29 protein-coding genes are annotated in these 26,786 nt (G+C 39.0%); 17 read left to right on the forward strand and 12 right to left on the reverse strand.

Annotated elements, in window-relative coordinates; translation table 11 throughout:
• Positions 1-119 precede the first annotated feature (119 nt).
• Entirely contained in the window at positions 120-626 is a 507-nt protein-coding gene (locus A3Q33_RS09185; RefSeq protein ID WP_081179689.1) for an alpha/beta hydrolase, read from the forward strand.
• Here A3Q33_RS09185 and A3Q33_RS09190 read toward each other — a convergent pair.
• Positions 607-768 carry a DNA cytosine methyltransferase gene (locus tag A3Q33_RS09190; protein ID WP_081179690.1) on the reverse strand — a complete coding sequence of 54 codons (162 nt, stop codon included), beginning with the start codon at positions 766-768 and terminating at the stop codon, positions 607-609. The genes A3Q33_RS09185 and A3Q33_RS09190 overlap by 20 nt on opposite strands.
• Positions 765-998, reverse strand: coding sequence for a hypothetical protein (locus A3Q33_RS09195; protein ID WP_081179691.1), 234 nt, complete (start codon positions 996-998; stop codon positions 765-767). Before A3Q33_RS09195 ends, A3Q33_RS09190 begins: the two co-directional genes overlap by 4 nt.
• Before the next feature lie 392 nt (positions 999-1,390).
• Here A3Q33_RS09195 and A3Q33_RS09200 point away from each other — a divergent pair, with 392 nt between their 5' ends.
• Positions 1,391-2,617 (forward strand): hypothetical protein, encoded by a 1,227-nt coding sequence (locus A3Q33_RS09200; RefSeq protein ID WP_081179692.1) that lies wholly within the window; start codon positions 1,391-1,393, stop codon positions 2,615-2,617.
• A 133-nt stretch (positions 2,618-2,750) separates the two neighbouring features.
• Here the strand turns inward: A3Q33_RS09200 and A3Q33_RS09205 are convergent, their stop codons facing one another.
• The 3 genes from A3Q33_RS09205 to A3Q33_RS09215 all read right to left on the reverse strand — a co-directional run bounded on the left by A3Q33_RS09205 (position 2,751) and on the right by A3Q33_RS09215 (position 5,648).
• Positions 2,751-2,987 (reverse strand): RNA recognition motif domain-containing protein, encoded by a 237-nt coding sequence (locus A3Q33_RS09205; protein WP_081179693.1) that lies wholly within the window; start codon positions 2,985-2,987, stop codon positions 2,751-2,753.
• A gap of 99 nt (positions 2,988-3,086) precedes the next feature.
• Positions 3,087-3,785, reverse strand: a complete 699-nt coding sequence (locus A3Q33_RS09210; RefSeq protein WP_081179694.1) for an exonuclease domain-containing protein — start codon at positions 3,783-3,785, stop codon at positions 3,087-3,089.
• 15 nt (positions 3,786-3,800) lie between these two features.
• Positions 3,801-5,648, reverse strand: coding sequence for a putative nucleotidyltransferase substrate binding domain-containing protein (locus tag A3Q33_RS09215; protein ID WP_081179695.1), 1,848 nt, complete (start codon positions 5,646-5,648; stop codon positions 3,801-3,803).
• 318 nt (positions 5,649-5,966) lie between these two features.
• Here A3Q33_RS09215 and A3Q33_RS09220 point away from each other — a divergent pair, with 318 nt between their 5' ends.
• From A3Q33_RS09220 to A3Q33_RS09235, 4 genes are all read left to right on the forward strand, one after another.
• Complete coding sequence (locus tag A3Q33_RS09220) at positions 5,967-6,218, forward strand: DUF4212 domain-containing protein (RefSeq protein WP_081179696.1); 252 nt, start codon at positions 5,967-5,969, stop codon at positions 6,216-6,218.
• A complete protein-coding gene (locus A3Q33_RS09225) occupies positions 6,218-7,957 on the forward strand; it encodes a sodium:solute symporter family protein (protein ID WP_081179697.1) in 1,740 nt (579 codons plus the stop codon). Before A3Q33_RS09220 ends, A3Q33_RS09225 begins: the two co-directional genes overlap by 1 nt.
• 163 nt (positions 7,958-8,120) lie before the next feature.
• On the forward strand, positions 8,121-8,561 hold the full coding sequence (locus A3Q33_RS09230; protein WP_081179698.1) for a hypothetical protein: 441 nt from the start codon (positions 8,121-8,123) through the stop codon (positions 8,559-8,561).
• Between the two features lie 90 nt (positions 8,562-8,651).
• Complete coding sequence (locus A3Q33_RS09235; protein WP_081179699.1) at positions 8,652-12,089, forward strand: hybrid sensor histidine kinase/response regulator; 3,438 nt, start codon at positions 8,652-8,654, stop codon at positions 12,087-12,089.
• An 81-nt stretch (positions 12,090-12,170) separates the two neighbouring features.
• Here the strand turns inward: A3Q33_RS09235 and A3Q33_RS09240 are convergent, their stop codons facing one another.
• The 4 genes from A3Q33_RS09240 to coaBC form a co-directional block, all read right to left on the reverse strand.
• Entirely contained in the window at positions 12,171-12,830 is a 660-nt protein-coding gene (locus A3Q33_RS09240; protein WP_081179700.1) for a response regulator, read from the reverse strand.
• A 291-nt stretch (positions 12,831-13,121) separates the two neighbouring features.
• Positions 13,122-14,594: an aminoacyl-histidine dipeptidase gene (locus tag A3Q33_RS09245; RefSeq protein ID WP_081179701.1), complete on the reverse strand. Its 1,473-nt coding sequence runs from the start codon at positions 14,592-14,594 to the stop codon at positions 13,122-13,124.
• 58 nt (positions 14,595-14,652) lie between these two features.
• A complete protein-coding gene (slmA, locus tag A3Q33_RS09250) occupies positions 14,653-15,237 on the reverse strand; it encodes a nucleoid occlusion factor SlmA (protein ID WP_081179702.1) in 585 nt (194 codons plus the stop codon).
• A 148-nt stretch (positions 15,238-15,385) separates the two neighbouring features.
• Positions 15,386-16,630, reverse strand: a complete 1,245-nt coding sequence (coaBC, locus tag A3Q33_RS09255) for a bifunctional phosphopantothenoylcysteine decarboxylase/phosphopantothenate--cysteine ligase CoaBC (protein WP_081179703.1) — start codon at positions 16,628-16,630, stop codon at positions 15,386-15,388.
• 84 nt (positions 16,631-16,714) lie between these two features.
• Here coaBC and radC point away from each other — a divergent pair, with 84 nt between their 5' ends.
• The 6 genes from radC (at position 16,715) to rpmG (ending at position 19,502) form a co-directional block, all read left to right on the forward strand.
• Positions 16,715-17,395, forward strand: coding sequence for a RadC family protein (gene radC, locus A3Q33_RS09260; RefSeq protein WP_196798075.1), 681 nt, complete (start codon positions 16,715-16,717; stop codon positions 17,393-17,395).
• A 31-nt stretch (positions 17,396-17,426) separates the two neighbouring features.
• Entirely contained in the window at positions 17,427-17,750 is a 324-nt protein-coding gene (locus A3Q33_RS09265; RefSeq protein ID WP_081179705.1) for a PilZ domain-containing protein, read from the forward strand.
• A 71-nt stretch (positions 17,751-17,821) separates the two neighbouring features.
• The gene (locus A3Q33_RS09270; protein ID WP_081179706.1) at positions 17,822-18,490 is read left to right on the forward strand and encodes an AAA family ATPase; all 669 of its coding nucleotides are present in this window, start codon (positions 17,822-17,824) and stop codon (positions 18,488-18,490) included.
• On the forward strand, positions 18,477-18,863 hold the full coding sequence (locus tag A3Q33_RS09275) for a hypothetical protein (protein WP_081179707.1): 387 nt from the start codon (positions 18,477-18,479) through the stop codon (positions 18,861-18,863). Before A3Q33_RS09270 ends, A3Q33_RS09275 begins: the two co-directional genes overlap by 14 nt.
• A gap of 237 nt (positions 18,864-19,100) precedes the next feature.
• Positions 19,101-19,337 (forward strand): 50S ribosomal protein L28, encoded by a 237-nt coding sequence (gene rpmB / locus A3Q33_RS09280; protein WP_077284236.1) that lies wholly within the window; start codon positions 19,101-19,103, stop codon positions 19,335-19,337.
• A gap of 9 nt (positions 19,338-19,346) precedes the next feature.
• Positions 19,347-19,502 (forward strand): 50S ribosomal protein L33, encoded by a 156-nt coding sequence (gene rpmG / locus A3Q33_RS09285; protein ID WP_070375415.1) that lies wholly within the window; start codon positions 19,347-19,349, stop codon positions 19,500-19,502.
• A 238-nt stretch (positions 19,503-19,740) separates the two neighbouring features.
• Here the strand turns inward: rpmG and A3Q33_RS09290 are convergent, their stop codons facing one another.
• Complete coding sequence (locus A3Q33_RS09290; RefSeq protein ID WP_081179708.1) at positions 19,741-21,483, reverse strand: DUF885 domain-containing protein; 1,743 nt, start codon at positions 21,481-21,483, stop codon at positions 19,741-19,743.
• Between the two features lie 124 nt (positions 21,484-21,607).
• Between A3Q33_RS09290 and A3Q33_RS09295 the strand changes: the two genes are divergently transcribed.
• The 3 genes from A3Q33_RS09295 to mutM are packed head-to-tail and all read left to right on the forward strand — an operon-like array spanning position 21,608 to position 24,000.
• A complete protein-coding gene (locus A3Q33_RS09295) occupies positions 21,608-22,093 on the forward strand; it encodes a hypothetical protein (protein ID WP_081179709.1) in 486 nt (161 codons plus the stop codon).
• 49 nt (positions 22,094-22,142) lie between these two features.
• The gene (locus tag A3Q33_RS09300; protein WP_081179710.1) at positions 22,143-23,078 is read left to right on the forward strand and encodes an ATP-grasp domain-containing protein; all 936 of its coding nucleotides are present in this window, start codon (positions 22,143-22,145) and stop codon (positions 23,076-23,078) included.
• Position 23,079: 1 nt separating this feature from the next.
• Complete coding sequence (mutM, locus tag A3Q33_RS09305; protein ID WP_081179711.1) at positions 23,080-24,000, forward strand: bifunctional DNA-formamidopyrimidine glycosylase/DNA-(apurinic or apyrimidinic site) lyase; 921 nt, start codon at positions 23,080-23,082, stop codon at positions 23,998-24,000.
• A gap of 191 nt (positions 24,001-24,191) precedes the next feature.
• Here the strand turns inward: mutM and A3Q33_RS09310 are convergent, their stop codons facing one another.
• Positions 24,192-24,728: a class I SAM-dependent methyltransferase gene (locus A3Q33_RS09310; RefSeq protein WP_081179712.1), complete on the reverse strand. Its 537-nt coding sequence runs from the start codon at positions 24,726-24,728 to the stop codon at positions 24,192-24,194.
• A 423-nt stretch (positions 24,729-25,151) separates the two neighbouring features.
• Between A3Q33_RS09310 and A3Q33_RS09315 the strand changes: the two genes are divergently transcribed.
• Together A3Q33_RS09315 and A3Q33_RS09320 are read left to right on the forward strand one after the other, a co-directional pair.
• Positions 25,152-25,475, forward strand: coding sequence for a hypothetical protein (locus A3Q33_RS09315; protein ID WP_081150367.1), 324 nt, complete (start codon positions 25,152-25,154; stop codon positions 25,473-25,475).
• Between the two features lie 108 nt (positions 25,476-25,583).
• Positions 25,584-25,790 carry a cold-shock protein gene (locus tag A3Q33_RS09320; RefSeq protein WP_081150364.1) on the forward strand — a complete coding sequence of 69 codons (207 nt, stop codon included), beginning with the start codon at positions 25,584-25,586 and terminating at the stop codon, positions 25,788-25,790.
• Positions 25,791-26,234: 444 nt separating this feature from the next.
• Here the strand turns inward: A3Q33_RS09320 and coaD are convergent, their stop codons facing one another.
• Positions 26,235-26,723: a pantetheine-phosphate adenylyltransferase gene (gene coaD / locus A3Q33_RS09325; RefSeq protein ID WP_081179713.1), complete on the reverse strand. Its 489-nt coding sequence runs from the start codon at positions 26,721-26,723 to the stop codon at positions 26,235-26,237.
• Positions 26,724-26,786: the final 63 nt, after the last annotated feature.

Below are 26,786 nucleotides of genomic sequence, written 5' to 3' on the forward strand. Positions count from 1 at the left end.
GTTTGTTAGATCTAATGAGTTTTTTTAATAATTTTTATTTTCTGTTTGTTTAACTTTTATATACTATTTAGAGTCAAACAGGCATAACGTTTGATGACTAAGTGGAAAACGGAGTAAACATGAAAGTTATATTCTCACATGGCAAAGAAAGTGGCCCATGGGGCAGTAAAATAACCCAACTTGCTAACATAGCCAAAGCGGCAGGTTGTAGTGTCGATAGCATTGACTACAGCAATATAGCAAGCCCCGATGATCGGGTAATTAAGTTGAATACTTATTTAGCAAACGAGCTCGAACCTTATATTTTAGTCGGCTCAAGCATGGGCGGTTACGTTTCATTAGTCGCATCAGCAAGTAACCAACCACTGGGCGTATTTTTATTGGCGCCAGCTTTGTATATGCAGGGTTATCAGCAGCAAAACTATAATACTACGCTTAGCAATATTGAGATTGTACATGGTTGGTCTGACGATATTGTGCCTGTAGCCAGTTCTATAAAATATGCTCAGCAGACGCAGTGTACCTTACACCTTATTGATGGAGATCACCGTTTAAATTCATCTATTACACAAGTTATAGCGTTATTCGAGTCGTTTTTATTAGCAACTAAAACTCACCATGGTTAGTTCTATAAGTTGCTTGCGCATGCTTATCAAACTCAGATGAAAAGACACACGCGCCATCATTCTTTTGAAAGCCTAAACGAACCCCGCCAATACCGGCAAACAGATCAATAAATTTAAAGCTACTATCTTTGCTTGGTTTCAAGGTAAGGTTTTCAAAACTAAATCGTAAAAATTTTCTCGGTTGGTAAAAAGCTGCTTAGCGCTGAGCAAGTCGATAATTTGAGTTTTTAATTCATTAGCGGGTGCTAAATCGGCATTACAAAAAAATTGACTGTCAGTGGCAATGGCATGTATCCACTGATCAACTACAGCAATGCATTCAGTGCCTTCAGGTTTATGTAAATCGGCAATGGGGGGATAATAACTCTTCAACTTCTAACAACAATTTACTGTACATGTATTCCAACTAAGATCTAATTTATATTAATACTATTTCTTTAAACGCAACCTAAAAACAGTCTATTGATTATCATCAATAAGCTTTCTTTTTTGACTGGTTGCTCTGTTTTTTAGTGCTTAGCTGAGAGAGTATGGCAAAACAGTGGAAGCAGCAATACTTTTCATTATTTGTCTATTAATGAGATCTGTTATTTGGGGGAACTTTACAAAGTTTACTTAATGTAGAGTGTAGTAAAAGTAACGATGTAAAGCATTGTGGATAACGTTCAACCTTTCACTTAAAAAGCTGACTCACAATCGCTTTTGCACTACGACTTATTATTTAGCTACAATATCTTTATCACTAAGCCAACAAAAATATTGTCATGAGCGATTTCATTCCCGAGTTAAGTAAGTTCAGCGCTGAAAATGAAAATAATAAACCGACAAGTGCGCTGTCTGCTTTGTGGATAAAAATAGAAAAACATCAGAAGCGTAATGCTAATTTCACTAAAAAAAGAACAAAATTGTTTGAACAATTTAAACAGGAAGCACAGCCTTCTGAACAAAAATTAGCTGATGCTATTACTGCGCAAGTTGAGCATTTAATACATTTTCTCTCAAAAAAATCATTAACCGATAAGCAAAGAAATGAGTTGTTAGAGTGGATTTCATCTGATATCGATTATTTAGCTACACATCCTTTCTCTGAAGGTATTGATGTTGCTGATTTACGCGAAAAAATAAATATAGAGTTGACGCTATTAGCTGAAACTTTAGACCAAACGGTAGATGAAGAAAGTATTGCCGAATTAGCTAACATGTTAGATGAAATGTTTGACGGTGAAATGCAGTTTGATCGAGAGGAGTTAATTGAGCTGATTAAAAACCCGGCTTTGATTCAAGAGCATGTTCAACGTTTTCATGAAAAAATGCATGAAGAAGCAGCGGCAGATGATGATGAATATAATGCAGAGTTTAATGAAGAATTTGATGAAGACTTCTTTGAAGATTTTGACTATCAGCACTATAGCGATTTTTCAGAGAGAGAAAATAAGCATGAGCTAGGCATCCTCGAAAAATTATTTAAAGGCAGTCAATTAAATAAAATGTATAAGCGCCTTGCATCTAAGCTACATCCAGATAAAGAAAGTGATGCAACTAAGAAAGCGATTAAGCATGATTTAATGCAGCAGCTTGCTAGTGCAAGAGAAAATAAAGATGTGTTTACACTACTAACGCTTTACCACGAACACATTGACGACGACTCTTTCAATTTTGATGCTGAAACACTGACAGCAATTGAAGCTTTGCTATCGAAGAAGGTGAGTGAATTAAATACTGAGCTTAGGGAGTTAAAATCAGCGGATACACCTGAAGCTATTGTTTGGGAACACTTTAATGGTGGGAGCAATAAAATAACCACAGAGAATATTGCGATACATACCGATCGAATAGAAGATGAAGTGGTGTCTATTAACCAGTTTATTGTCAGCACTACAACGTTAAAAGCGCTGAAAACAGAGTTGAATTCTCGTATTAAAGATCGTGAAGCGTCATCGTTTTTTAATTTTAATGGTGATTTAGCATCAATGCTAGGCGTGCCATTTTAGGCTACTTAGCTGAAATGTTTGTTTTGCTAAAAATAGCGAACTAGCTAGCTTTCTTTTTACTAGCTTTTGAGCTGTGCATTAAAAACAAAAAAACCAGCTGAGTGCTGGTTTTGAGTATCTATACTAGATAAAACTATTGCGCGATTTTTACGCGAATTTTATTATTTGCAACTTTAGTTTCATGCAGATTTTTTAAAGCGTCTTTAGCTGCTTTTTCATCTGGCATGACAACAAAGCCAAAACCTTTTGATTTCGCCGTTGCTTGGTCTAAAACTAAATTACATTCAGTGACAGTGCCATGAGCAGAAAATAAAATACGGAGTTCTTGTTCGGTTGTTGAACGAGAAAGGTTGCGAACTAAAAGTTTCATAATGGACCATTAATGTGTGATTGCGAGCACAATTATCTCATAGTTTTGCAATAGACCAAGTTATTTTCTGCATTTGAGGAAAATAAGTGTATTAGGCCGCTATAAAATTAATTGCTGTAGTGACATATCTTCATTGCGTTCGCTAATTTGAGCTAACAGTAATTCTGCGGTTGCAATCGCGTCATTTAACGCATTATGGGCATAGTGATTGGGCAATCCGTACTTTGCTCGCAGCGCGGTAAGCCTCAACTCTGAAGGGTCGTAAGCAACATCGCGTTTATCTAATCTTTTTTTAGCGACAACTAACGTGTCTATCATCGGAAAAGGTGGTGCCATACCATAGAGTTCTAAACACGCTTGTTGTAAAAACTGTCGTTCAATACGAGAAAAATGCACTAACATGACTTTGCCGGCGAGTCTTTTTAGTAAGTTTTCAACTACGTCGGCTAATGGTTTGCCTTGATCTTTTTGGTCATCAGTTATTTGATGAATAGTAACGTTATCGGCCTTTAAACTGCCTTGAGTTTGAATAATTTGGTGATAACTCGTCCCCAGTATAATTTGACAATGATTTAACTCCACACAGCCGACACTGAGCAATTTATCTTGTATAGCGTCTAACCCTGTTGTCTCGAAATCTACCGCTAATATCGATGTTTGTTCAAAAGGGGTACAAAGCGCAGGAAAAGGGACCTTAAGAAAATCATACAACGGGCCCGCAGGTGCTCGCTTGAGCATACGTTTTCGTTGTGCTTCGTAGCCGACTAGCCAGCGAGTTAATAAATGATGGTTTAACATGATAAATGGCTATCGCTAATAAGTAGATTGACGGCTGTCTTGCATGGTTTTTATCACTTTAAAGGCATCTTTTAAGTGTTCACGCTCGAGTTTTGAAATATCTTTTGGTGATAAGTAGTTATTGGGCTGTTGCCCTAGTTGCATTTTTTTCGCTTGATGCATCATACGTAGCATGCTTAAAAATTCATAGGCGTCAATGAGGTTTGCTGCCGATGATTTTGTTAATGAAGGGCTTCCTGCTGCTTGCTTAAGACGTTCTATAGTATTAACGGATGAAATTCCCTCAGACAATGCATAAATACGGGCGAGATCAACGATGGGGGCAATACCGTTATGCTTTAAATCTAGCGTGGCTTTATTTTCACCATTTTGGATTAAAACAAAATCACGGAAAAACCCCAATGGTGGCCTTAAATTTAAAGCATTGCGTGATAGGTGTGCGATGAATAACGTGCTACGTTGCGTGGTTTTTAACATTTTTACTCGCACTTGTTCCAGTAAGCGACTATCGCCATAAACCGTGGTTAAGTCGAAAAAAATGCTGCAGTGCATTAATGCTTTTGGTTCAGGGGTGTTAATCCATTGGGCAAAATATTGTGACCATTGTTTTTGTGTTTGGCACCATTTAGGGTTAGTGGCCATGACATTCCCAGGACAGTAAATAAAACCACATGCGGCTAAGCCATCAGAAACAAAAGTGGCAAGGTCTTTAAACCAGTAATTGTGTTGAGGTTGCATGTCGTTAGAGATGATCAGGGCATTGTCTTGATCTGAGTGGGCAAACTGCTCTTGCCGGGCTTGCGAACCGGCGGCTAACCATGCGTAAGGTACAGGTGGCGGGCCTAATAATTTTTCTGCCATTTCAATTAATCGAATGGTGAATGCCATGGTAATCGCACTAATGCTTTTACCAACATGATCCGCGGTAGTGCCCAATTTTGCCATACGTATTTGCAATTTAGGTATCATGCTACTAATTTCGGTTAATTCGCTGACTGACTTTGCCTTATGAATAACACTGGCAATATTTACGGCATTCTGACCTTCATTGTTCATTAAGTCAGTAACGGTGACCATGCCCTTTAGTTGATTATTGGCGGTAACAGGCAAATGATGAATATGCCTTTGTGTCATCATCATTAAGGCGTCATAAGCGGTACTTTTAATGTCAATGGTTGTCATGTCATCGGTCATGATGGTACTAACGGGCTGGTCAATACCTAAACCTTGCGCGACACAGCGACGGCGAATATCTTTATCGGTTACTATGCCTAATAATTTGTCCTTTTCTACAATCACTAAACACGAAAATCCCTTGTCGGTCATCAATATTGCAGCTTGTTGAATGGTGGTGTTAGGACCTATGGTGACAGCAGGGCTGTGATAAAAATTTGCAATTGAGCTATTGAGTAATGAAGAATTAAGAATAGCGTCTTCATTCACTTTCAGCATTTTCTTATTGAGCCTTTGCTCAGAAGTTTGCTGAAAAAATGCAATGACATCAGGGTATGCTTTGACTAATTGCTGAAAGCTTTTGTAATTGATGCTATAGAGTAAAGTATCTTCATCGGAGATGACGTTGTTGCTGATATGTTCATCATTACTAAAGCAAAAAACTGTGCAGATATCTCCTTCACCGTATTTAGCCAATAACTTATCGTCTTTGCTAAAGTAACTTAGCGCCCCCTTGCGCAAGATATAGATATTTTCTTCTGTGACCCCTTGCGGTTGAAGCGATTGACCACGACGCACGTAACTTATGCTAACTTCTTTAACTACTTGTTCGATGATTTCACTCGGCAGTAAGTCCATAGGTGGAATCGCTTGAATAAATTCGCTGATTTCGCTTAATGCTGAGTCCATAACAATATCTCAAGTAAGTACATTCACTATATTTAGGGGATTTGTGCTACTTAAGTCAACTGTTTCACCTGTGTTCTAGACTAAAGTTTAATATGAGCGCCGAAATAATATTGCTAGTGTGTAGCCTAGAGTAGGTTAAGTATTCATTTATCCAACGTTGGCTTTGTCAACTGGTCGAATTAATAGTCAACCTCTCTTAAACAACAGGTGATACCAATTGGAAGAATAATCTATTTGGTATATAGCGTATAAAAATCATAAAACGCTGTGCTTATTAAGCTAATTAGGTTTAATAGGAATAATTGCTAGGAGAGAATGATGGAAGGTAATGCAACATATTGGTCAGAGAATCTGCGCCTAATATTTATAAGTCTTGCTATCTGGTTCGTGGTTTCATTTGGATTTGGTTTGCTTCTTGTCGAGCCATTAAATGAAATTCGATTAGGCGGCTATAAACTAGGTTTCTGGTTTGCACAACAGGGCTCAATTTACACATTTGTCGGTTTAGTTTTTTGGTATACCAAGAAAATGAACGACCTTGATAAAAAATATAACGTGGAGGAATCATAATGGAAGAGCTTAAACTCTATACATATATAGCTGTATTCGGTTCTTTCGCCGTTTATTTTGGTATCGCTTGGTGGGCTCGTGCGGGTTCAACTAGTGACTTTTATGTTGCTGGTGGTGGTGTTACACCCATGCAAAATGGTATGGCGATTGGTGCCGATTGGATGAGTGCTGCGTCATTTATTTCAATGGCAGGTATGATCTCATTCTTAGGTTACGGGGGCTCTGTATTCCTAATGGGTTGGACCGGTGGTTATGTATTATTAGCCATGCTACTTGCACCTTACATGCGTAAGCACGGTAAATTTACTGTACCTGAATTTATTTATGACCGTTATTATTCAAAAACTGCGCGTATCGTGGCAGTCGTTTGTTTAATTATCGCCTCATTAACTTATATCATTGGTCAAATGAAGGGTGTGGGTGTTGCTTTCTCTCGCTTCTTAGAAGTTGATTATGACTTAGGCCTTTACATCGGTATGTTCGTTGTTTGGGTTTATGCTGTACTAGGTGGCATGAAAGGTATTACATACACGCAAATCGCGCAGTACTGTGTATTAATATTCGCTTATACCATTCCTGCTGTGTTTATCTCGCTACAATTAACTGGTAACCCAATTCCACAATTAGGCTTAGGTTCTACATTAGCTGATGGTAGCGGTGTTTACTTACTTGATAAGCTAGATATGGTTGTAACTGACCTTGGTTTTAAAGAATACACCACAGATAACATGGGCGGCACAGTAAACATGTTCGCTTATACTTTATCATTGATGATTGGTACTGCTGGCTTACCTCACGTTATTATGCGCTTCTTCACGGTTCCTTCAGTTAAAGCAGCACGTCAATCAGCAGGTTATGCATTAGTATTTATCGCGTTGTTATACACAGTTGCTCCAGCAGTTGGCGCTATGGCTCGTTTAAACTTAATGAATACTATTGAACCAGCAGCCGGTCAAAATATGGAATATGCTGAGCGTCCTCAGTGGTTCAAAGACTGGGAAAAAACCGGTTTATTACAATTTGAAGATAAAAACGGTGACGGTAAAGTACAGTACAATGCAGATGCAGCAACCAATGAAATGATTAAAGTTGACCGTGACATTATGGTATTGGCTAACCCTGCAATCGCTAACTTACCAAACTGGGTAATTGCTTTAGTTGCCGCGGGTGGTTTAGCTGCCGCGCTATCGACTGCTGCTGGCTTACTGTTAGCTATTTCATCCTCTATTTCTCATGATTTAATGAAAGGTATTTTAACGCCGGACTTAACTGAGAAGAATGAGTTGTTAGCAGGTCGTGTTGTGATGACAATATCGGTTCTGGTGGCTGGTTGGCTTGGTTTAAATCCGCCTGGCTTTGCCGCAGGAACGGTGGCGCTAGCCTTTGGTTTAGCAGCATCTTCGATCTTCCCAGCGTTAATGATGGGTATATTCGCTAAGAAAATGAGTGGCACTGCAGCAGTTTGGGGTATGTGTTCAGGTATCGGTGTAACTATGCTTTACGTGTTCCAACACAAAGGCCTTATGTTTATCCCTGGTACGTCTTTCTTAGGTGATATGGGTCCAAACTGGTTCTTCGGTATTTCACCAAATGCCTTTGGTTCAGTTGGCGCATTTGTTAACTTTGCCGTAGCATTTACGGTATTAAGATTTACAGGTCCAGCGCCTGCTCATATCCAACAATTGGTTGAAAACTTCCGTACGCCACATGGTGGTGTTTCGGCTGCACATGACCATTAAGTAGGTAGTGAAGGTATTTTATACCTATTGCATAAAGGCTCCACTTTGGAGCCTTTAGTTTTTCTCATTAAGCACAGATTTTAAAACGAATAAACTTTGTAGTAACTGCACCAATGCAGTGTTGTAGAATAACGTTTACATTTGAATACTAAAGAGGATGATCATGAACCGTCATACAAAAGTAGCTTTAATGGTGGCACCGTTTCTTATTCTAGGTGGCTACATAGCGTCAGATTTTTACCTTGAAAATAAAGCCGATCAAGAAAGAGTGTTTAATATGGTGCCCTTTGGCCATTGTGATGTTATTAATCAAAAATGTATTTTGAAATCAGGTAAATTTGAAGTCAATATTTATGATGAAGCAGGCACTACAACATTAAACTCTACTTTTCCGCTTGATAGCGCAACATTTTTTTTAGTTGATAGTAACAATCAAGCCAGTGCTTATCCTATGGGCATGATTGACAGCCCTTATTATTGGAAAAGCCCAACACCCTTACGTAATAACATCAGCAATAAAGGCGATAAGCAAAAGTTACGGGTAATTGCGCACATTAAAGGTGGGCAATATATTGCTGAATTTCATAGTCAAACGGTCAAGTAATATGGCTTTTTGATGAGATAAAAGACAATTGATGACATGTGTGAATAAATGCATATAATCATTTAATTAATAAAGTTATAGAGAAATTAGATGTTTCCAAATTGGCAATTAGCAGGCTTAAGTTTTGCTTATATAGGTTTGCTGTTTTTTATTGCCTATGTTGGAGACAAATATCGACATAAATTATTGCGCAAAAGCCAAGCGGTAATTTATGCACTCACCCTAGGAGTTTATTGCACGTCTTGGAGTTTCTTAGGTACGCCGGGACAAGCATCAACTAATTTCATTTCTCATATCCCTATTTATCTAGGACCTATATTACTGTTCATATTTGCGTGGCCATTTATTCAGCGCATTATTCGGGTTAGTTTAAAATTAAACCTGACATCAATCGCCGATTTATTAGCCGCACGTTTTGGTAAATCACACAATTTAGCCATTTTAGTCACCATAGTGGCACTCATTGGCACCATGCCTTATATCGCCCTGCAATTAAAAGCCATTGTTTATACCTTCCAACAGTTACAAGCAGAGCAAAGCTTAGCCAATTGGCATTTTGGCCTTGTGGTTAGTTTGGTATTAGCAGGCTTTACCATTGTGTTTGGTGTCCGTAATATCGATGTTACTGAGCGTCATCCAGGGGTTATGCTAGCTATTGCTTTTGAATCGCTAGTTAAGCTATTTGCGTTTATCGCTGTGGGTATTTTTGTTACCTATGTCTTGTTCGATTCGCCGATGGAAATTTGGCGACGTTCATCTGCAAGCCTGCAACTTGATCAACAACTTAACTTTCCTAATGTTATGTCAATGTTTGCCATGCTAGTGATAACAATGGCGGCATTTTTATCTTTACCACGACAATTTCAAGTCATGGTCGTTGAACTAAAAGATGAAAAAGATACTTGGCTTAGTCGCCGTATTTTCCCACTTTATTTATTAGTATTTGCAGTTTTTGCTGTACCACTAGGCTTAGCGGGAGATTTATTACTCGGCGATACAGTGCCATCGGATGCTTATGTATTATTTTTACCTTGGTATCAACAACAGCCTTGGCTAACCTTATTTACCTTTTTGGGCGCAATATCTGCTGCTAGCTCTATGGTGATTATTTCTTCTATTGCCTTGAGCACTATGCTCAGTAATGAAATTGTTTTTCCTTGGTTATATCGGGCTAATAAAAATCATGACACTGATTATGACAAGTTTCGTTTACGCTTGTTAACTATTCGTAAAGTATTAGTTTTATTCGTTATTTTATTAGGTTATGGCGTGTTTTTAATGGCGTCGCCAGATACATTAAGCTCTTTAGGTGAAATAGCCTTTGGTGCTTTTGCTCAATTAACCCCAGCATTAATCGCCGCATTTTATTGGCGAAGAGCAACTTTAACGGCCGTTTATGGTGGCATTGTTATCGGTTTTTCTGCCTGGCTGTTTCTGAACTTTATTCCACAGTTCGGTGTTTATCCTCATCCGTTTGAAGGAGGGTTCCTACCCGCTAATTCAATGGCAAGCTTACTGTCTTTATCGGCTAATATTATCGCGATGTGGCTGCTTTCCCACGTAAGTCGTCAAAGTGTGCAAGAGCGCATGCAAGCGTCATTATTTATGGAATATCAAGCACCAAAAGCTTTACAACTACAGCGCAATAAACAAATTAATTATCAAGAACTTGAATTATTAGTTTCGCGATTTGTTGGTGAGAAAAAAACCATCACTAGCTTTAAACAATTTCAGCGCTCAACAGACAAGGCTCAAATGAGTAATGTTGCGTATAACCAGAAGTTATTGCAACACACAGAAAATACCTTAGCGAGTGTGATGGGGGCATCGTCAGCCCGCTTAGTTTTATCATCGGCATTAGAAGGGCGAGATATTGCTTTAGACGAAATTGCCGTACTGGTGGAGGAAGCTTCAAGCCAACGCCAGCAATATAGCCAAGATTTATTACAAAGCGCGATAGAAAATGCCAGTGAAGGTATTTCCATCGTAGATAGCGATTTAAACCTTGTTGCCTGGAACATAAAGTATGTTGATTTATTCTCTTATCCAAGCGAGTTAATCTTCCAAGGTAGCCCGGTTAGCGATTTAATTCGCTTTAACGTGGTACGTGGTTTATGTGGTGTTGGCAAGATTGAAGAGCAAGTGAGTAAACGCCTAGCGCATTTACGTAATGGCAGCCCGCATAGCTCTGAGCGAGAGCATAGTGATGGTCGAGTGATACGTATTGAAGGTAACCCGCTGCCTGGTGGTGGGTTTGTTATGTTGTTTTCAGACATAACCGCTTTCCGACAAGCTGAAAGAGGTTTGAAAGAAGCGAATGTTGATTTGGAAACTCGAGTACTTGAGCGGACAAAAAAACTCGAACAAACCAATGACGCTTTGGCTTTAGCACGTGAAAAAGCTGAGCAAGCTCATGTCAAAAAAAGTTTATATTTAAAAGCGTGTAGCCATGACTTAATGCAACCTTTAGAAGCCGCACGTTTATTTACTTCGGCTTTATCCAGCCAAGGTAATTTAACGGCCACCCAACAACGACAAGTCGATAATATCGATCACTCTTTAAAAGTTGCTAATGATCTAGTCGCTGATTTAGCCGAAATTGCCCGTATAGAAAGTGGCAATATTAGGCCGAATATAAGCAATTTTTCAGTGCAGTCTTTATTTGATGATCTTGCCAAAGAATTTTCTGCCAGTGCTGTAGACCTTGAAATTGAATTTCGTGTGCATTGTAATTCTAAGTGGCTGCGCTCAGACCGAAATTTACTGCGCCGCATATTACAAAACTTAATCGGTAATGCTTTTCGTTATGCCAGTCCAGGCAAGGTGTTATTAGGCACGCGCGTGAAAGGCGATACTATTGATATTCAAGTGCTGGATAATGGTCCTGGCATCCCCGCGGATAAGCAAGTTATGGTCTTTGAACAATTTATTCAATTAGATAATCAACGAAGTTCATCTGCGGGTGGACTAGGTTTAGGCTTGAATATTACCCAAAGCTTAGCTCAACTGTTAGGTCACCCTTTAGCGCTTAACTCGATACTAGGTAAGGGTTGTAAGTTTTCTGTTGAAGTAGAAAGAACTCAGGCTCAGCAAGAAGTGCTTGCGGTAAAATCTGCCGTTAATATAGGGTTAAGCGATGTGACAGTGATGTGCATTGATAACGACCCAGATGTGTTGAGTGGTATGGTTGAACTGTTATCAGCATGGGGTTGTAACGTATTGGCCGCTGATTCTTACCAACAAGCACTTTCAGTTTATGACATGCATAAGAATGATATTGAAATATTGTTGGTTGATTATCAACTTGATGCCAATTTTAACGGCATTACGTTAACTAAGAAACTAAGAAAGTTAAGTCGACACCATGTGCCTGCAATTCTAATTACCGCCACAACGGACAGCGATTTAGAAGAAAAAACCTTAGCAGCCGATATCGGCTTTATGCGAAAATTAATTAAACCTGCCGCGCTTCGAGCGATGATGAGTGCCATGTTGACGAAGAAGCTGCAAGCCAAATATTTGCAATAACAATGAATTAAGTAACACTGTTTTTGCCAAATTGTTTGTTGACGAATTATTTGTTGCCGAATTATTGGATGAAAACGAGTATTAACTGTCTTGTAATTGCATATCGCTAAGATCAAGCTGACCAATAACGATAACCGCTTGTGTACGGTTGCGCACATCTAACTTACGAAATATAGCGGTGGCATGTGCTTTAATCGTTGCTTCTGATACATGTAAATCATAAGCAATTTGCTTATTTAGCATACCTTGAGCAAACATCATTAAAATTCGATATTGCTGTTGCGTTAAGCTCGCAACGCGCTCAGCAATGTCGTTATTGTCTTGCATAGGCGCCGATTCATTATAAGCTGCTGGCGTCCAAATATTACCTAACAATACTTGTTGAATAGCATTATAAATATCTTCAACGGGCGTAGATTTGGGAATAAAGCCTGAAGCGCCGTAGCCCATCGATTTATGAATAGTTTCGTGATCTTCATGAGCCGATACCACTACAACCGGTATTTGAGGAAAATGATTACGCACATGTATTAGGGTATTAAAGCCATGAGCACCAGGGATATGTAAATCGAGCAATAGTAGGTCGCTGTCGGGAGTATCTCTAAGGTGTTGTTCTAGCTCAGCGATAGTTTGTGCTTCTAACCATTGTGTTTGGGTTAATTTTAACTTTAATGTACCCAATAATGCTTGTCTAAATAATGGGTGATCGTCAGCTATTATAATTTTTTCTGGCTGAATCATGTTATTGTTTCCTTAAAATACCCAAGTCTACTTTAGACCCAAAAAATCCCATGCTAGTCTAGTGCGTTCAGCGTTAGATTCTTATTAGACTTTAGCCTAATAAGAATAATACTAAGTTGATTAATTAGCTGCTCATTTTTCCACATGAAAAGTAGATCGCTTAATTAATCCGGTTGGTATAATACCCGTTTACTTTTAAAAAATGTTTAAACTGATATTAATCATAGCCTATTTCAGCCAAAATAATATTGCTGTATTAGCGTGACATCGATATATCACGCTAGCTATTATTTAAGACTTTTCTGGAATATTAGCTAATACAGCGAGTAATAACTGCCAATATTGCTCAACGGTAGCTATTTGCACCTTTTCATCAGGTGAGTGTGGAAACTTGATGGTTGGTCCAAATGACACCATATCCCAATCTGGATAAGCGGTTTTGAATAAACCACATTCAAGACCCGCATGAATAACCATGATTTCAGGCACTTTATCAAATAATGCCTGATAAGTGTCACGCACTGTTTGCATTAAAGCTGAGCTAGTATCAGGTTTCCAGCCCGGATAAGCACCAGAAAATTTAATATGCGCGCCAGCGAGTTCAAACACAGATTGCACCATAGTTTGCGCATCTAAGCGCCCATCGTCATGCAAGCTACGAATCAGGGTCATAGCGACAAACTTATTGCCCTTACTGCGCATAACACCTAAGTTTAATGAGGTTTCAACTATGCCTTCAATATCATCACTCATGCGTAAAACGCCGTTAGGACAGGCGTTAAGCGCACGTAAAATGATGTTTTGGGTGTCTAGTGTCCAGCATTCATCAAAAGTTTCAGGCGAAATCAAAAGCATATCGATATCGGTTTCGATAGCAGCTAAAGCGTGACGCACGGTCGCTAAATATTCAGCTAGTTTGGCTTTTAAAGCGACAACCTTTGAGCGACTGATCACAAAGCTCGCATCAGCTTCACGCGGTATAGCATTGCGTAAACTGCCGCCATTTAATTCTGTTAAACGTAAGCCTAACTCGTTGCTGGCGTCGAGTAAAAAGCGCACCAGTAATTTATTAGCATTGGCGCGACCGGTATGAATATCTACACCAGAGTGACCGCCTTTTAGGCCTGAAATTGATAAGTTAAATGACTCAACATCATCATTAACTTCTTCATTGGTAATTGCAAAAGTCGCTTCACCATCAATACCACCAGCGCAACCCATGTAGACTTCGCCTTCCTGCTCGGAGTCAGTATTGATCAGTAAATCGCCTTCTAACCAACCAGCTTCGAGGCCAAAAGCGCCGGTCATGCCAGCTTCTTCGTCAATGGTAACCAGTACTTCTAGCGGACCATGAGCAATATCATTACTGGCTAATACCGCTAGCGCAGAAGATAAACCAATGCCGTTATCTGCACCTAAAGTAGTGCCTTTAGCCGTTACCCAGTCGCCATCAGCTTCGGTAATAATATATGGTTTGATAGGGTCGGTAAGAAAGTCATGCTCAGTATTGGCATTTTTCTGCGGTACCATATCCATATGAGCCTGTAGTATTACGCCCTTTCTGTTTTCCATGCCGGCAGTGGCTGGTTTTTTAATAATTAAATTGCCAACGGCATCTTCTTTAACACTTAGCCCCAGTTCTGTTGCCCCAGACTGTATCCAAAGTGATATTTCTTGTTCGTGTTTTGAAGGGTGTGGAATGCTACAAATTTTATCAAATATGTGCCATAACTTTTGCGGTTGTAGTTGTGCTAAGGTGCTCAATGCAGATCCTTTATATTTTAGCCTGAAGTAAATCTAAGAGGTTTATATCGTGGTGACTTTATTTATCGGCCATTAAAAATTGCCATTGCTCATTAAAATCGCTGCTAGGTTTCTTAGTGAAGTCAGAGCGAACATATTGATTAATTTTACCTTCAGCGTAGGCCATTAAAATATTAGCTAAAGCCAATTCTGAAATAGTAAAACCTTTGCCTTCTCGGAGCTTTCGTTCACGTAAAACTTGTTTGAATTGTGATTCAAGTTTCTCAAAAAATTGATTAACCCGTGCACGTAAACGTTCGTTTTCACCCATTAAAGCATCACCGGCAAGAATTCGGCACATACCAGGATTGCGTTCAGCAAAAATGAGTAGTACATGCAAAATATGATGGCAACGAATAAGCGCTTCTTTGTGATCGCTTAATATGAGATTTACACGAGAAAAAATTGATTCTTCAATAAATTCTATTAAACCTTCAAACATCCGTGCTTTTGACGGAAAGTGACGATAAAGTGCCGCTTCGGAAACGCCTACTTCAGCGGCAAGCTTTGCTGTTGTGATCCTTTGTCCTGCACTGGTTTCTAGCATATGCGCAAGACATTCTAAAATTTGTTGTTTGCGATTTGGTTTTTGAGTCGCCGGCATAAAACTGATTCTCTATTTTTATTATATTTTCAGCAGTCAAAACAATTGGAGGAATGAATTATTCCAATTGTTTTGGCGACTAAAAGATTATCGTGATTGTATAGCGTTACTTAGCTGATGTTCAACAATGAAATCAGCCGTTCCTAAATTATTTTTTTAATCGCGCACTTTGTAATGTGTCATGAATATGTTGCACTAATTGTTTGGCAAGTTCACTTTTACTCATCAAAGGCAAAACCTTTTCATCGTAGGCCGTAAAAACGGTTAAAGCGTTATCGTCACTATTAAAGCCTTGGCCTGCTTCTGCAACGTTGTTTGCCGCGATCATATCGAGTTTCTTACGCGCTAATTTTCCCTTTGCATAATGTTCTACATCTTGCGTTTCAGCAGCAAACCCAACGGTAAAGGGTTTGTTTGCAAGCGCCGCAACATCAGCCACTATATCTGGGTTCTTGATAAGATTAAGCTGCATAGTGTCTTGTGATTTTTTTATTTTTTCACTGGCGATATTATCAATACGATAGTCAGCTACCGCAGCACAGGCGACAAAAACATCAGAATTAGGAGCATGTGCTAAAGCTTGTTGATGCATTTCTACTGCACTTGTAACCGCTATTTTTTGACAATTATTCGGTGTGGTTAAGTTCACGGGGCCAGAAATTATTGTCACTTCTGCGCCTAGACTTTGCGCCGCACTGGCTATAGCAAAGCCCATTTTCCCTGAACTATGATTGGAAATATAACGCACAGGGTCGATAGCTTCGCGTGTTGGCCCTGCGGTAATTAACCATTTTTGCCCGCTTAAAGGCTTTGGCTCAGCTGGCTTAATGCGACTCACATTAATATTTTCTATGGATTGGCAAGTTAAGGCGACTAACTCAGGCACGTCTACCATTCGACCTAAGCCAATATCGCCACAAGCTTGTTCACCCGCACCAGGCCCAAATATGCTGTATTGCCACGTTGTTAAGGTTTTAATATTGTTTTGCGTTGCTTGGTTATGCCACATTTGTTGGTTCATCGCCGGTGCAACGGCAATCGGCGCTGCTGTCGCTAAACAAAGTGTGGTTAATAAGTCATTAGCCATACCTGCCGCAATTTTGGCAATAACATCAGCGGTTGCTGGTGCAATTAAAATAAAATCAGCCCATTTCGCCAACTCAATATGGCCCATCGCTAATTCTGCTTGGGTATCTAATAAGCTGTCAGAAACTGCATTCGCAGAAACTGCTTGTAACGTTAATGGCGTGATAAAAGCTTTAGCGCCCTCGGTCATTACAACACGCACATCAGCACCTTTTTCTTTTAATCGGCGCACTAACTCAGGCGTTTTATAAGCAGCAATACCGCCACTTATGCCCAATAGAATTTTTTTACCCTGAAGAATCTGCATAAACTGCTAATCTTAATAACCACAATGAGCGATAAGATAGCATTATTCGCGCTTTTTTTAAAATCACTTTGCAAGGATGCACTTATGTTAAAAGACTGGCCAGACGGCGAAAAACCCAGAGAGAAGTTATTACACCATGGTGCTAAAAGCTTAAGTGATGCTGAATTACTGGCGATATTTTTGCGAACCGGCGTAAAAGGCTGTCATGTAGTAGACCTAGCGAGAAATTTATTGAAAACTTTTGGCAGTATTTCGCAAATATATCAAGCCGAATTGAATGACTTTTGTCAGCACCATGGTTTAGGGGTTGCAAAGTACGTGCAATTACAAGCATGTTTAGAAATGTCGACCCGTTATTTGGCCGAACAAATGAATATGGGTCAGTCGTTAACGTCGTCACTCAGTACGCAAAACTTCTTAAAATCTGAGTTGCGTCATGAAACGCGAGAGATATTTGCGGTACTATTTTTGAATACCCAGCATCAAGTCATAAAGTTTGAACGACTCTTTCAGGGCACTATTAATGCGGCGGCAGTTTACCCGCGAATTGTTGTAGAGGCGGCAATAAAGTATCAAGCGGGAGCGGTTATTCTGGCGCATAATCACCCTTCGGGTATCGCAGAACCCAGCATGGCAGACAATCAGATCACCAGTAGATTAGAGCAAGCTCTTGCTTTAATTGATATAAAAGTACTTGATCATATAATAGTTGCGGGTTGCCATTGTTATTCGTATGCTGAACATGGTCGAATGATTGAACAATGAATTAGTTAAGTGTTGTAAATAAGGAGTCACTATGAGCGATATTGACAAAATACAAGATAGCGAAGAAAACGAACGTCGGCGATCTTTCCGTCTAGATATGGAAAAAGAATTAATTGATATTGTTTGGACTGACGACAATGGCGATGAAAAAAGTAAAAAAATAGTATGCTTAGATTTTTCTCGCGGTGGCTTGAAGGTAGATTGTGATTGCGAAATAGCGGCCAATACCCAAGTAATGATTATATTTAAAGCAGCGAATCCGAATAGCCAAAAACTGTATGGCAAAGTTATCCGTTGTATCAAACAAGACAATGGCTGGTTTGAAGTTGCGATGCAGCTGACAGATCTTGCTTAAGCTAGCCCTTAATTATTGAACTATAATAAAGTGGTTGTTGTATTTTAAGTAGTAAACAAGGAATTACCAAAATGATGATTTTAGTAGGCGGGGAAAAAGGCGGTAGCGGTAAAAGCTGTCTAGCACAGAACTTAGCTGTGTATTTTGCCCGCGAGAAAAAAGCTATTGTATTGATGGTTGATTGTGATCCGCAGCGCACTACGTCTGATTGGATACAAGCAAGAAATTCTGATCCGTCACTACCTGCGATCAATTGCATTCAGCTGTATGGTAAAATTCGCAACGATTTATTAAGTCTTAATCAACATTACGATTATGTCGTTGTTGATTGTGGTGGCCAAGATAATTTAGCGTTAAGGGCAGCGATGTCAGTGGCAGATCATGTGATTATTCCATTAAGACCAAAGCGTCGTGACTTAAAGACAGTGCCGCATATGGAAGACATGCTTAGCACCTGTAAAATGGTCAATCCTAAAATGTTAGCGTCATTTGTTATTACCCAATGTCCTTCGTTACCTAATCAAGCAGGTCGCATTTTAGAAGCTAAAGAAGTGTGTAGCTCATTCGGCATCAATGTTTTAAATGCCGTAACTTACAGTCGTAATATTTATGATGACAGTGAAGAAATGGGTTCATCAGTGCTGGAAATTGAACCTGATAGTAAAGCGGCGATAGAAATGATCGCAATAGCGGAAGAGCTATTAGCGATGAAACCGGACAATTCCCATGAGTTTAAGTGATTTAAAAAAATCCAAGGACGGTCCCAAGAAAAAGAAACAGTTCACGGTTGATGAATTTATTGCCGACGCTGAAAATTATGCTCAAGGTCAGCCAAAGATAGTCAGTCGGGAACACGATGAATTGACCTTACAGCAAGCTGTTTTGGCCGCTAAGGAACACGTTGCCCGAAAAACACAAAGTGGCAGTGAAGTGGGGCGTCGTTTTCGTCCTGCAACATTCACTTTGAGTGAAGCGGCCATCGAGCAACTACAAGAATTGGCTATTGATACACAATTAGCCAAGTCCCATATTATTCGCATTTTAATTGATGAATTGTGTAATAAAGATCAAAAAGAAAAATTACGAAAATTATTAGACTCTAAAATAGGCTAAAAATGCGGGATTATTATTCGACTAGGATGATAATACTGCATGAAACGCTACATTTATGTTAATTTTACCAGTTAAGCTATTGAATTATAGTTATTTTCAAAACTATTCACTTTTAAGGTGATTAATACTGGAATTCATTTTTCACTTTCACTATAATATGCCACCTTTTTCAGGATCCCGAGGCGACGGTCTTGGGGAAATACAGCACGACCTGAAATTAATTTTGGAGTACTCATTATGTCTAAAGTTTGCCAAGTAACAGGCAAAAAGCCAATGGTTGGAAACAACCGTTCGCACGCAAGAAACGCGACTCGTCGTCGTTTTTTACCTAACCTTCAAACTCACCGTTTTTGGGTTGAGAGTGAAAATAGTTTCGTTAAATTACGTTTAACTCCGAAAGGAATGCGTATTATCGATAAAAAAGGTATTGATGCAGTTTTAACTGATATCCGTGCCCGTGGCGAAAAAGTTTAAGGAATTGCAATGCGCGATAAAATTCGTTTAGTTTCTAGTGCTGGCACTGGCCATTTTTACACTACAGACAAGAACAAAAAAACTATGCCTGAAAAAATGGAGATCAAAAAGTTTGATCCTCGCATTCGTCAGCATGTTATGTACAAAGAAGCTAAAATCAAGTAATTGATAGACGCTTATTTAAAAGCCCGGTTTATACCGGGTTTTTTATTGCCTAAAGAAAAGTTATCAGCTGTATTTGGTTTAATGTTTATGGCGAGTAGAACTACGTTATATGTTCATGTTTAGCTAGGCTTAGCTGAGCATTTTAGTCAGATAAAAAGCAAGGTATATAATAAAAAAGAGAAACCGCTTAATGTGGTTTCTCTTTTAGTTTTTAGACGCATGAATGAAATGGGTCTAATTATGTCTGCTGTTGTTTAATCCAATCCATCGTTAATTCTTCTAGCAATGCCATAGGTAAGCTGCCATTTTTTAACATTTGATGATGAAACGCTCTGATATCAAACTTATTACCAAGCGCTTTTTCCGCCTTAGCGCGTAGTTGACGAATTTTAATTTCGCCAATTTTGTACGATAACGCCTGTGCTGGCCAGGTGATATATCGGTCAATTTGGCCAACAACATCAGCCATGCTTAAAGCGGTATTCTCGGCTAAATAATCAATCGCTTGTTGGCGAGTCCAACCTTTAGAATGAATGCCTGTGTCGACCACTAAGCGACAAGCACGCCATGCTTCATAGGTTAAACGGCCAAAATCACTATATGGGCTTTGGTAGAAGCCCATTTCTTTAGCTAAACGCTCAGAGTATAAGCCCCAGCCTTCACCAAAGGCCGAGTGATATAAGGTTTTACGAAATTCTGCCATCTCAACTTCTTGGGCAATAGCGCTTTGAAAATGATGACCGGGTTCAGCCTCATGAAAAGTTAATGCCTCTAAGGTGTATAGCGGTTGGCTTTTTAAGCCTTTTGTTTCTATATAGTAAACGCCGGGTGTAGTGCCACTACCATCAGAGGCAACATAGTAGGCACCGCCGTCTGGGCTCGGTCTTATATCAAAAGTTGAGCGGGGTAATACCGAAAACCACTGAGGTAATTTAGCTGCCATTTTACGAGTGATATAACTCGCTTTCTCCATCATATCCATGGCACTTGTAGTATAAAATTGCTCGTCGGTCCGTAAAAACTCAATAAAATCTTTAAATTCTCCCTTAAAGCCTACGGCGTTAATAATTTCCTGCATTTCTTGCCGAATACGCTTAACTTCAGCTAACCCTGTTTGATGAATTTCATCAGCTGATAAATTAGTGGTGGTGTAATACTCGATTAAGTATTGGTAGTAATCATCGCCGCCTTCAACACTACTAATACCGGCAGTGGTCCGACAGTTGGTCATATACTCTTGGGTAAAAAAGTCATAAAAGGCTTGGTACTCAGGCACTACAGTATCTTTAATCAAGGTTTTTACTTGTTGGCGATATTGCGCTTGTTGCTTGGGTGATATTGCTTTTGGCATATTTAACATGGGGGCGTAAAAAACACTGTCTTCAGCATGGGTCACTAAATGCTTACTAATTGATTTATCGTAGTTTTTAAAGCTCTCACAGTAATGTGTATGGCCTTGAGCGACGGCCTGCTTAAGATCAACAATGTGTTCTTGGTTGTAACGAGGGTAATCTGCCAGACTGATCAGGTAGTCACGATAGTCTTGTTCGGTTAAGAACGACATGTTGGCTGGAGCACCAGCAAAATAACTATGAAAGCCAGCATAGTAGGTTAACGGATAAAGGTGATCTTGAAATTGATAACTTTTCGCTTCCGCTTCACGTTCATATTTGAATAAACGATAGGTCACCTGATCCGCTGATGTCAGTTTATTCACGTTGATGCTGTTAACACGCACTAACAATTCATTATTGTATTTTGACCGACGATCACGACCATTTTTTGATACATCAGGCAACTTACCGTTCAAACGAAATGCGTCAGGATCTTTTCGAAAGAAAATTTGTTCTTTATTGGCGCTTTGCCAATGGTCATCGAGCAACTGTTGAAATTGCTCACTTGCTTGGTTGGCAAATGTGCTGGTGGCACTGAATAAGCCACTGAGCACTAACGCGGTTATACTTAATTGTTTTAGTTTCATAAAAAGCCTTGATTTTGGAAAGCTGATATTGGATTCATTATTATTTGTTAATAGTGTAAAGCTATGTACTAATAAGCTCAATTTTTTCGTATCATGCAGATAGTTGAAAGTAGGGAGGCCTATCATGGTGAAATTATCAAAAACGGGTTGGAATAATGTCATCATCTTTGTTGTTATGGGCTTTATTTTATTGATTAACGTCACTAATAAAAAGATCTATTCGTCAGATGAAAGTAGCAATCAAGATATAGCGCTAGTCGGAACACAAAATATTATTTTAACGCTAAACATTAATAATATTGTCGCTATTGAGCGCATAGGTCGCACTTGGCGGGCAACGCCGACCAGTATCTCTGGACAAGCATTAGCACAAATGATGATGTCTTGGCAGGAAAGTAGTGGTCAGGGAATGGCGCAAGCACCAGAAGTTGATCGCCAATTTTCCCTTGACGTTTTGCTTGATATTGCTGGAAAAACACAACCATTACAGTTAAGTTTCTATGCCACAGAACAACAATTATTAATATTTAATCACACATCACAACAGTGGCTTGTCATGCCAATCGCTATGTACGGGCAATTATTTCCTCAAGAAATTTTTGTCAATTAACTAACGTAGCCATGTTCATCGAAAACCCTGAAGTAGAGGTAATAAATTTATGAGAAAATGCGCAATTTTATCCATGGACAGTTTAGCTGATTTTGAAGCTTACGATTGTTTAATTGACGAGCCTATGTTGGCTTTAGGATGGCAAACTGAACTGGTTTCATGGCGTTGTGCTAACGTAAATTGGTCAGATTATGAAGCGGTTATTATTCGAAGCCCTTGGGATTATCAAGACGATATGGAAAGCTTTCTGAGCGTATTGTCAACTATTGAGCAATCAACCGCGCGGCTAGAAAACAGCTTGAATGTGGTTGAGTGGAATATTAATAAAAGTTATTTAAAAAGCCTAGCTGCAGACAACGTAACTATAGTACCGACGTTATGGCCAGAGACTTTTGATTCTAAAAATATAGCAGAATATTTCAGCCATTTTGCGACCGAGCAAATCGTATTAAAGCCGCGGGTAAGTGCCAATGCCGATAATACTTTTTGGCTAACAACAGATAATTATCAAGATAAAATGGCTGATTTAAGTCAAGCGTTTGCTAGTCGAGAATTGATGGTGCAACCTTTTATGGCAGCAATCTGCCAAGAGGGGGAATTTTCATTGTTTTATTTTAATGGCAAGTACAGCCACACAATATTAAAAACCCCAGCACAAGGTGATTTTCGTGTACAAGAAGAGCATGGTGGTGGGTTATTAACGGTAACACCTGAGCCGTCACTATTGGTTGCAGCAAATAACACAATGCAAGCCATCAGTAAGCTACATGGTGAGTTGCTTTATGCTCGTATTGATTTTGTACGCCATCAAGACACCTTTGCTCTGATGGAGGCTGAATTAATTGAGCCATCGCTTTATTTTAATATGGATGAAGCCGCGCCACAGCGCTTTGTCGATGCTTTCGTAACACGCATGGCATTAGGTGAGCCTAAATTAATAAACGCTGAATCCGACGCTGAAAATTCATCTCGAGGAAAATCTTAATATGCCTGAATTACCTGAGGTAGAAGTTTGTCGATTAGGCATTACACCCCATATAGCTGGCCAGAAAGTTAGCCAGGTTATTGTACGTAATGCCAAACTTCGCTGGCCTATCCCAGATGAAGTGCATAGTGTGGTCGGTAAAACTTTAGAAAAAATAGAGCGGCGTTCAAAGTATTTATTGTTAAGGTTTTCAAGCGGTACGCTATTATTACATTTAGGGATGTCGGGCTCAGTGCGTATTCTTGAGGAGCACATACCTGCGGCTAAGCATGACCATTTTGAAATGCTTTTTGATAACGACAAAATGTTAAGGTTGAACGACCCACGCCGTTTTGGTGCGGTATTGTGGTTTCCTGAACATCATGATTTACAAGGGTTATTAACAAAATTAGGACCAGAACCGCTCACGGAAGATTTTACTTATGGGCACTTATTTTCCAAGGCCGGTAATCGTAAAGTACCGGTTAAAACCTTTTTAATGGATAACCATGTGGTGGTAGGCGTAGGTAATATTTACGCTAATGAAGCATTGTTTATCGCGAGTATTCATCCTGCTACTTTAGTTAATAGTATTAGCGAAGAAAAGTTTAATGAGTTAACCGATATTATTAAACAAGTATTAGCAGCCGCTATTGAGCAAGGTGGCACGACCTTAAAAGACTTTACACAGGCTGACGGTAAGCCGGGCTATTTTGCCCAAAAGCTTTTTGTTTACGGACGCGCAGGTGAAAAATGTGACGGTTGCCAAACGGTACTTGAAGAAATTCGTCAGTCTAATCGCAGCTCAGTATTTTGCCCACAATGCCAAATACAAGTAATACCGAAAAAAGTAGCAAAAAAAGCAGTAAAACAAAAAGTAAAAACTGTCATAAAGAAAGCGACAGTTAAAAAGGTAGCTAAAAAAGTCGTTAAAAATAAATAATGCTAATTTTACTCACCATGACATCTACTTTTACTTTATACGCAATAAAAAACGGTTTTAGCCAGTAGAAATGATCAGTTGCTGCGTGATATCGGCATAATGAGACTACTGAAAGTACTTCGACAATAGCTAGGCTTATAAATTGAAGAGATTTAATACTTAGCGCTTTATTGAATGGTTGGCTGGGTTAGCTATTTTGTTATTTTGTATAGGTAAACAGGCGACTTATAAAAGTCATCAAGCATGATCACAGTATCAGGCTGAAATGTTGGTAAGGCAAAATTATTACTGATAAGAAAGTCAATTTTTGGTTGCTCTAAAAGTAATTTAGCCTGAATTTTTATCATGGCTTGCGGGTATAAATAACACACTATCACCGATGCAGCAGGCAGACTTGCGTGATAAAAATTTTCTCGATGCAAGGTTAGATTACTTAAACCAAATATCTGCTTAAGGACTAATGAGATAAGCCATGGCAGTATAGACATTTCATAACCAATGACTTGTCTTTGTCGATTGTTTTTGGCTATGGGTATAACGAAATTCCCCCAGCCACTGCCTAAATCAATAATTGCTCCAGTACCTGTTTTATCGACCAAGTCGCTCATCACTTTATAGGCCTTTCTTGAGCTTGGCATAGGTGAAATACCTAGCTTAACGCTACTGTATATTAGTGATCCCGTAATAAACATTGCAGCTAGTAAGAGTAAAATATCAAAGATTATCAAGGTATAATTCCGAAACCAATGGTGTATACCAAACGAATGAATAAATGCTACGGATCAACGTTGGCTCGATATTTAGTACGTTAACTGCAATTTTTAGTAAAGTCGACAGACGAATAAACATTCCAACTTTACGCTCGGGAATTAACTTTTAATCTTTTAGTCGGTTATTTATTTCAACCCTCTGTATTTAAAGATTTAAATATCAATTGGCGTTGCGGTTTTCTCCAAATAAAAGCTGATATATTTTACTCTGTTTGGCAATATATACAGCGTTTAACAAAGTATCGGTGCGCTAAAGCTATTTACTCACTTTCATTCACTGTACAATGATGTTTTACGTATAACGGTTATACTGAATTGCGACAGCTATAAAGTGAGCGCAATAAATAAGATCAGATAACCCTATAAGAGTTAAATAGTTTGATGAAACCTTACGAAAGCATTGCCGAATTAGTTGCCAATCTAGAATTAGAAATTAAAGCAATTAACGACGAAATTACTACCCTGAAAACTGAGCCTCAAAGCTTTAATGAACAAGTTATTTTTAAATATATTGAAACGGGTAGTACCGGTAAAACAAAAGACTTTGTGCGTTCATTAGGCGTAAAGTCTGAGCGTGGTTCGTTATTCTCCTCGGGTGATGTTAGCAAGCTAATAAAAGCTGGCAGCGATGATATTTCGTCAGAGTTACTTGCTATAGCCCGAAAGGTCGCTAATATGAAGAATAAGAATGGCAAGTTGCGTTAATCAGTTATAATGCACTTGGCTTAAAGTAGCCAACTAAATTCAAATTCTGATTTGTAATGGTGATAGCAAGTCAGAATTATATTTTTCACCGAAGATAAAGAGAATAATATGAGCAAAGGTATAGTTAAGTGGTTTAATGCAGACAAAGGTTTCGGTTTTATTACTCCAGAAGATGGCAGCAAAGATTTATTTGTTCATCATTCAGAGATCCAATCTGGTGGTGAATACGCAACTTTGGCTGACGGCCAAGCAGTTGAGTTTGAAGTAGGCCAAGGACAAAAAGGTCCATGTGCAAATAAAGTAGTTGCTGTTTAAGCGCTAATCCATAAGTAAGCGAGTGCGTTAACGCATTCGTTTACTTATACTTTATCGATAGAAAAATCTGAACATCCCCTCTTATCCGAAATAATCATAACAGCTATATATATGTTTGCTGTTTTAGTTCTTCGAGCACTTAGCTTAACACTCAATTCAACACTCAATTAATCATTTAATTAAACATTTAAAAGTATCGGCTAATACCCCGTTGCTCAATTACTTAACGCAGGTATTATACTAAACAGATTCATTTATTGATCACCTTCAAATGGTCTACTATTCAATTTCAGCGTTGTGTTCAATCCCAATACCCCGCTATTGCTCGGCAATATGCTCCTGCATTGTGCTACTGGCTTACATCGATGTAAGAATCTATCACACGCCTTGAACTTGAAAAGTTATCTTCATTGAATGAAGATTAAAAATTTAATCCGTTTGGTATTATTTAGTTTTACGCATACTCTTATCAAGTGCTTGTTTCACAATAGGGTGAACAAACTGGCCAACATCGCCGTTATGCAAAGCTACTTCTTTAACTAAGGTCGAAGAGATAAAAGAATTTTTTTCCGCGGGCGTTAAAAATACAGACTCTAAATCGGGCGCTAAACGTCGATTCATATTAGCCAATTGAAATTCATAATCAAAGTCAGAAACGGCACGTAAACCACGAATGAGTACTTTTGCTTGATGTTCTTCGGCAAAATCTATCAATAAACCTGTAAAGCCTACTATAGTCACGTTCGGTAAATGTTTTGTCACTGCTTCTAGTAAAGCTACTCGTTGAGCTAGATCGAAGTGCGGTTGTTTACTTGGACTAGCGGCGATACCAACCACTACCTCACTAAATAAGCGGCTTGCGCGTTCTATTAAATCGGCATGACCGTTAGTCACAGGATCAAAGGTACCTGGGTAAATTGCTTTAACTGACATAAATATAGCTGACTTCAAAAGAGTAAAAATCTATTGTAATTGTTGAAGCGGCTAAATTCAAAG

It is taken from the genome of Colwellia sp. PAMC 21821, assembly GCF_002077175.1.
GTDB lineage: Bacteria > Pseudomonadota > Gammaproteobacteria > Enterobacterales > Alteromonadaceae > Cognaticolwellia.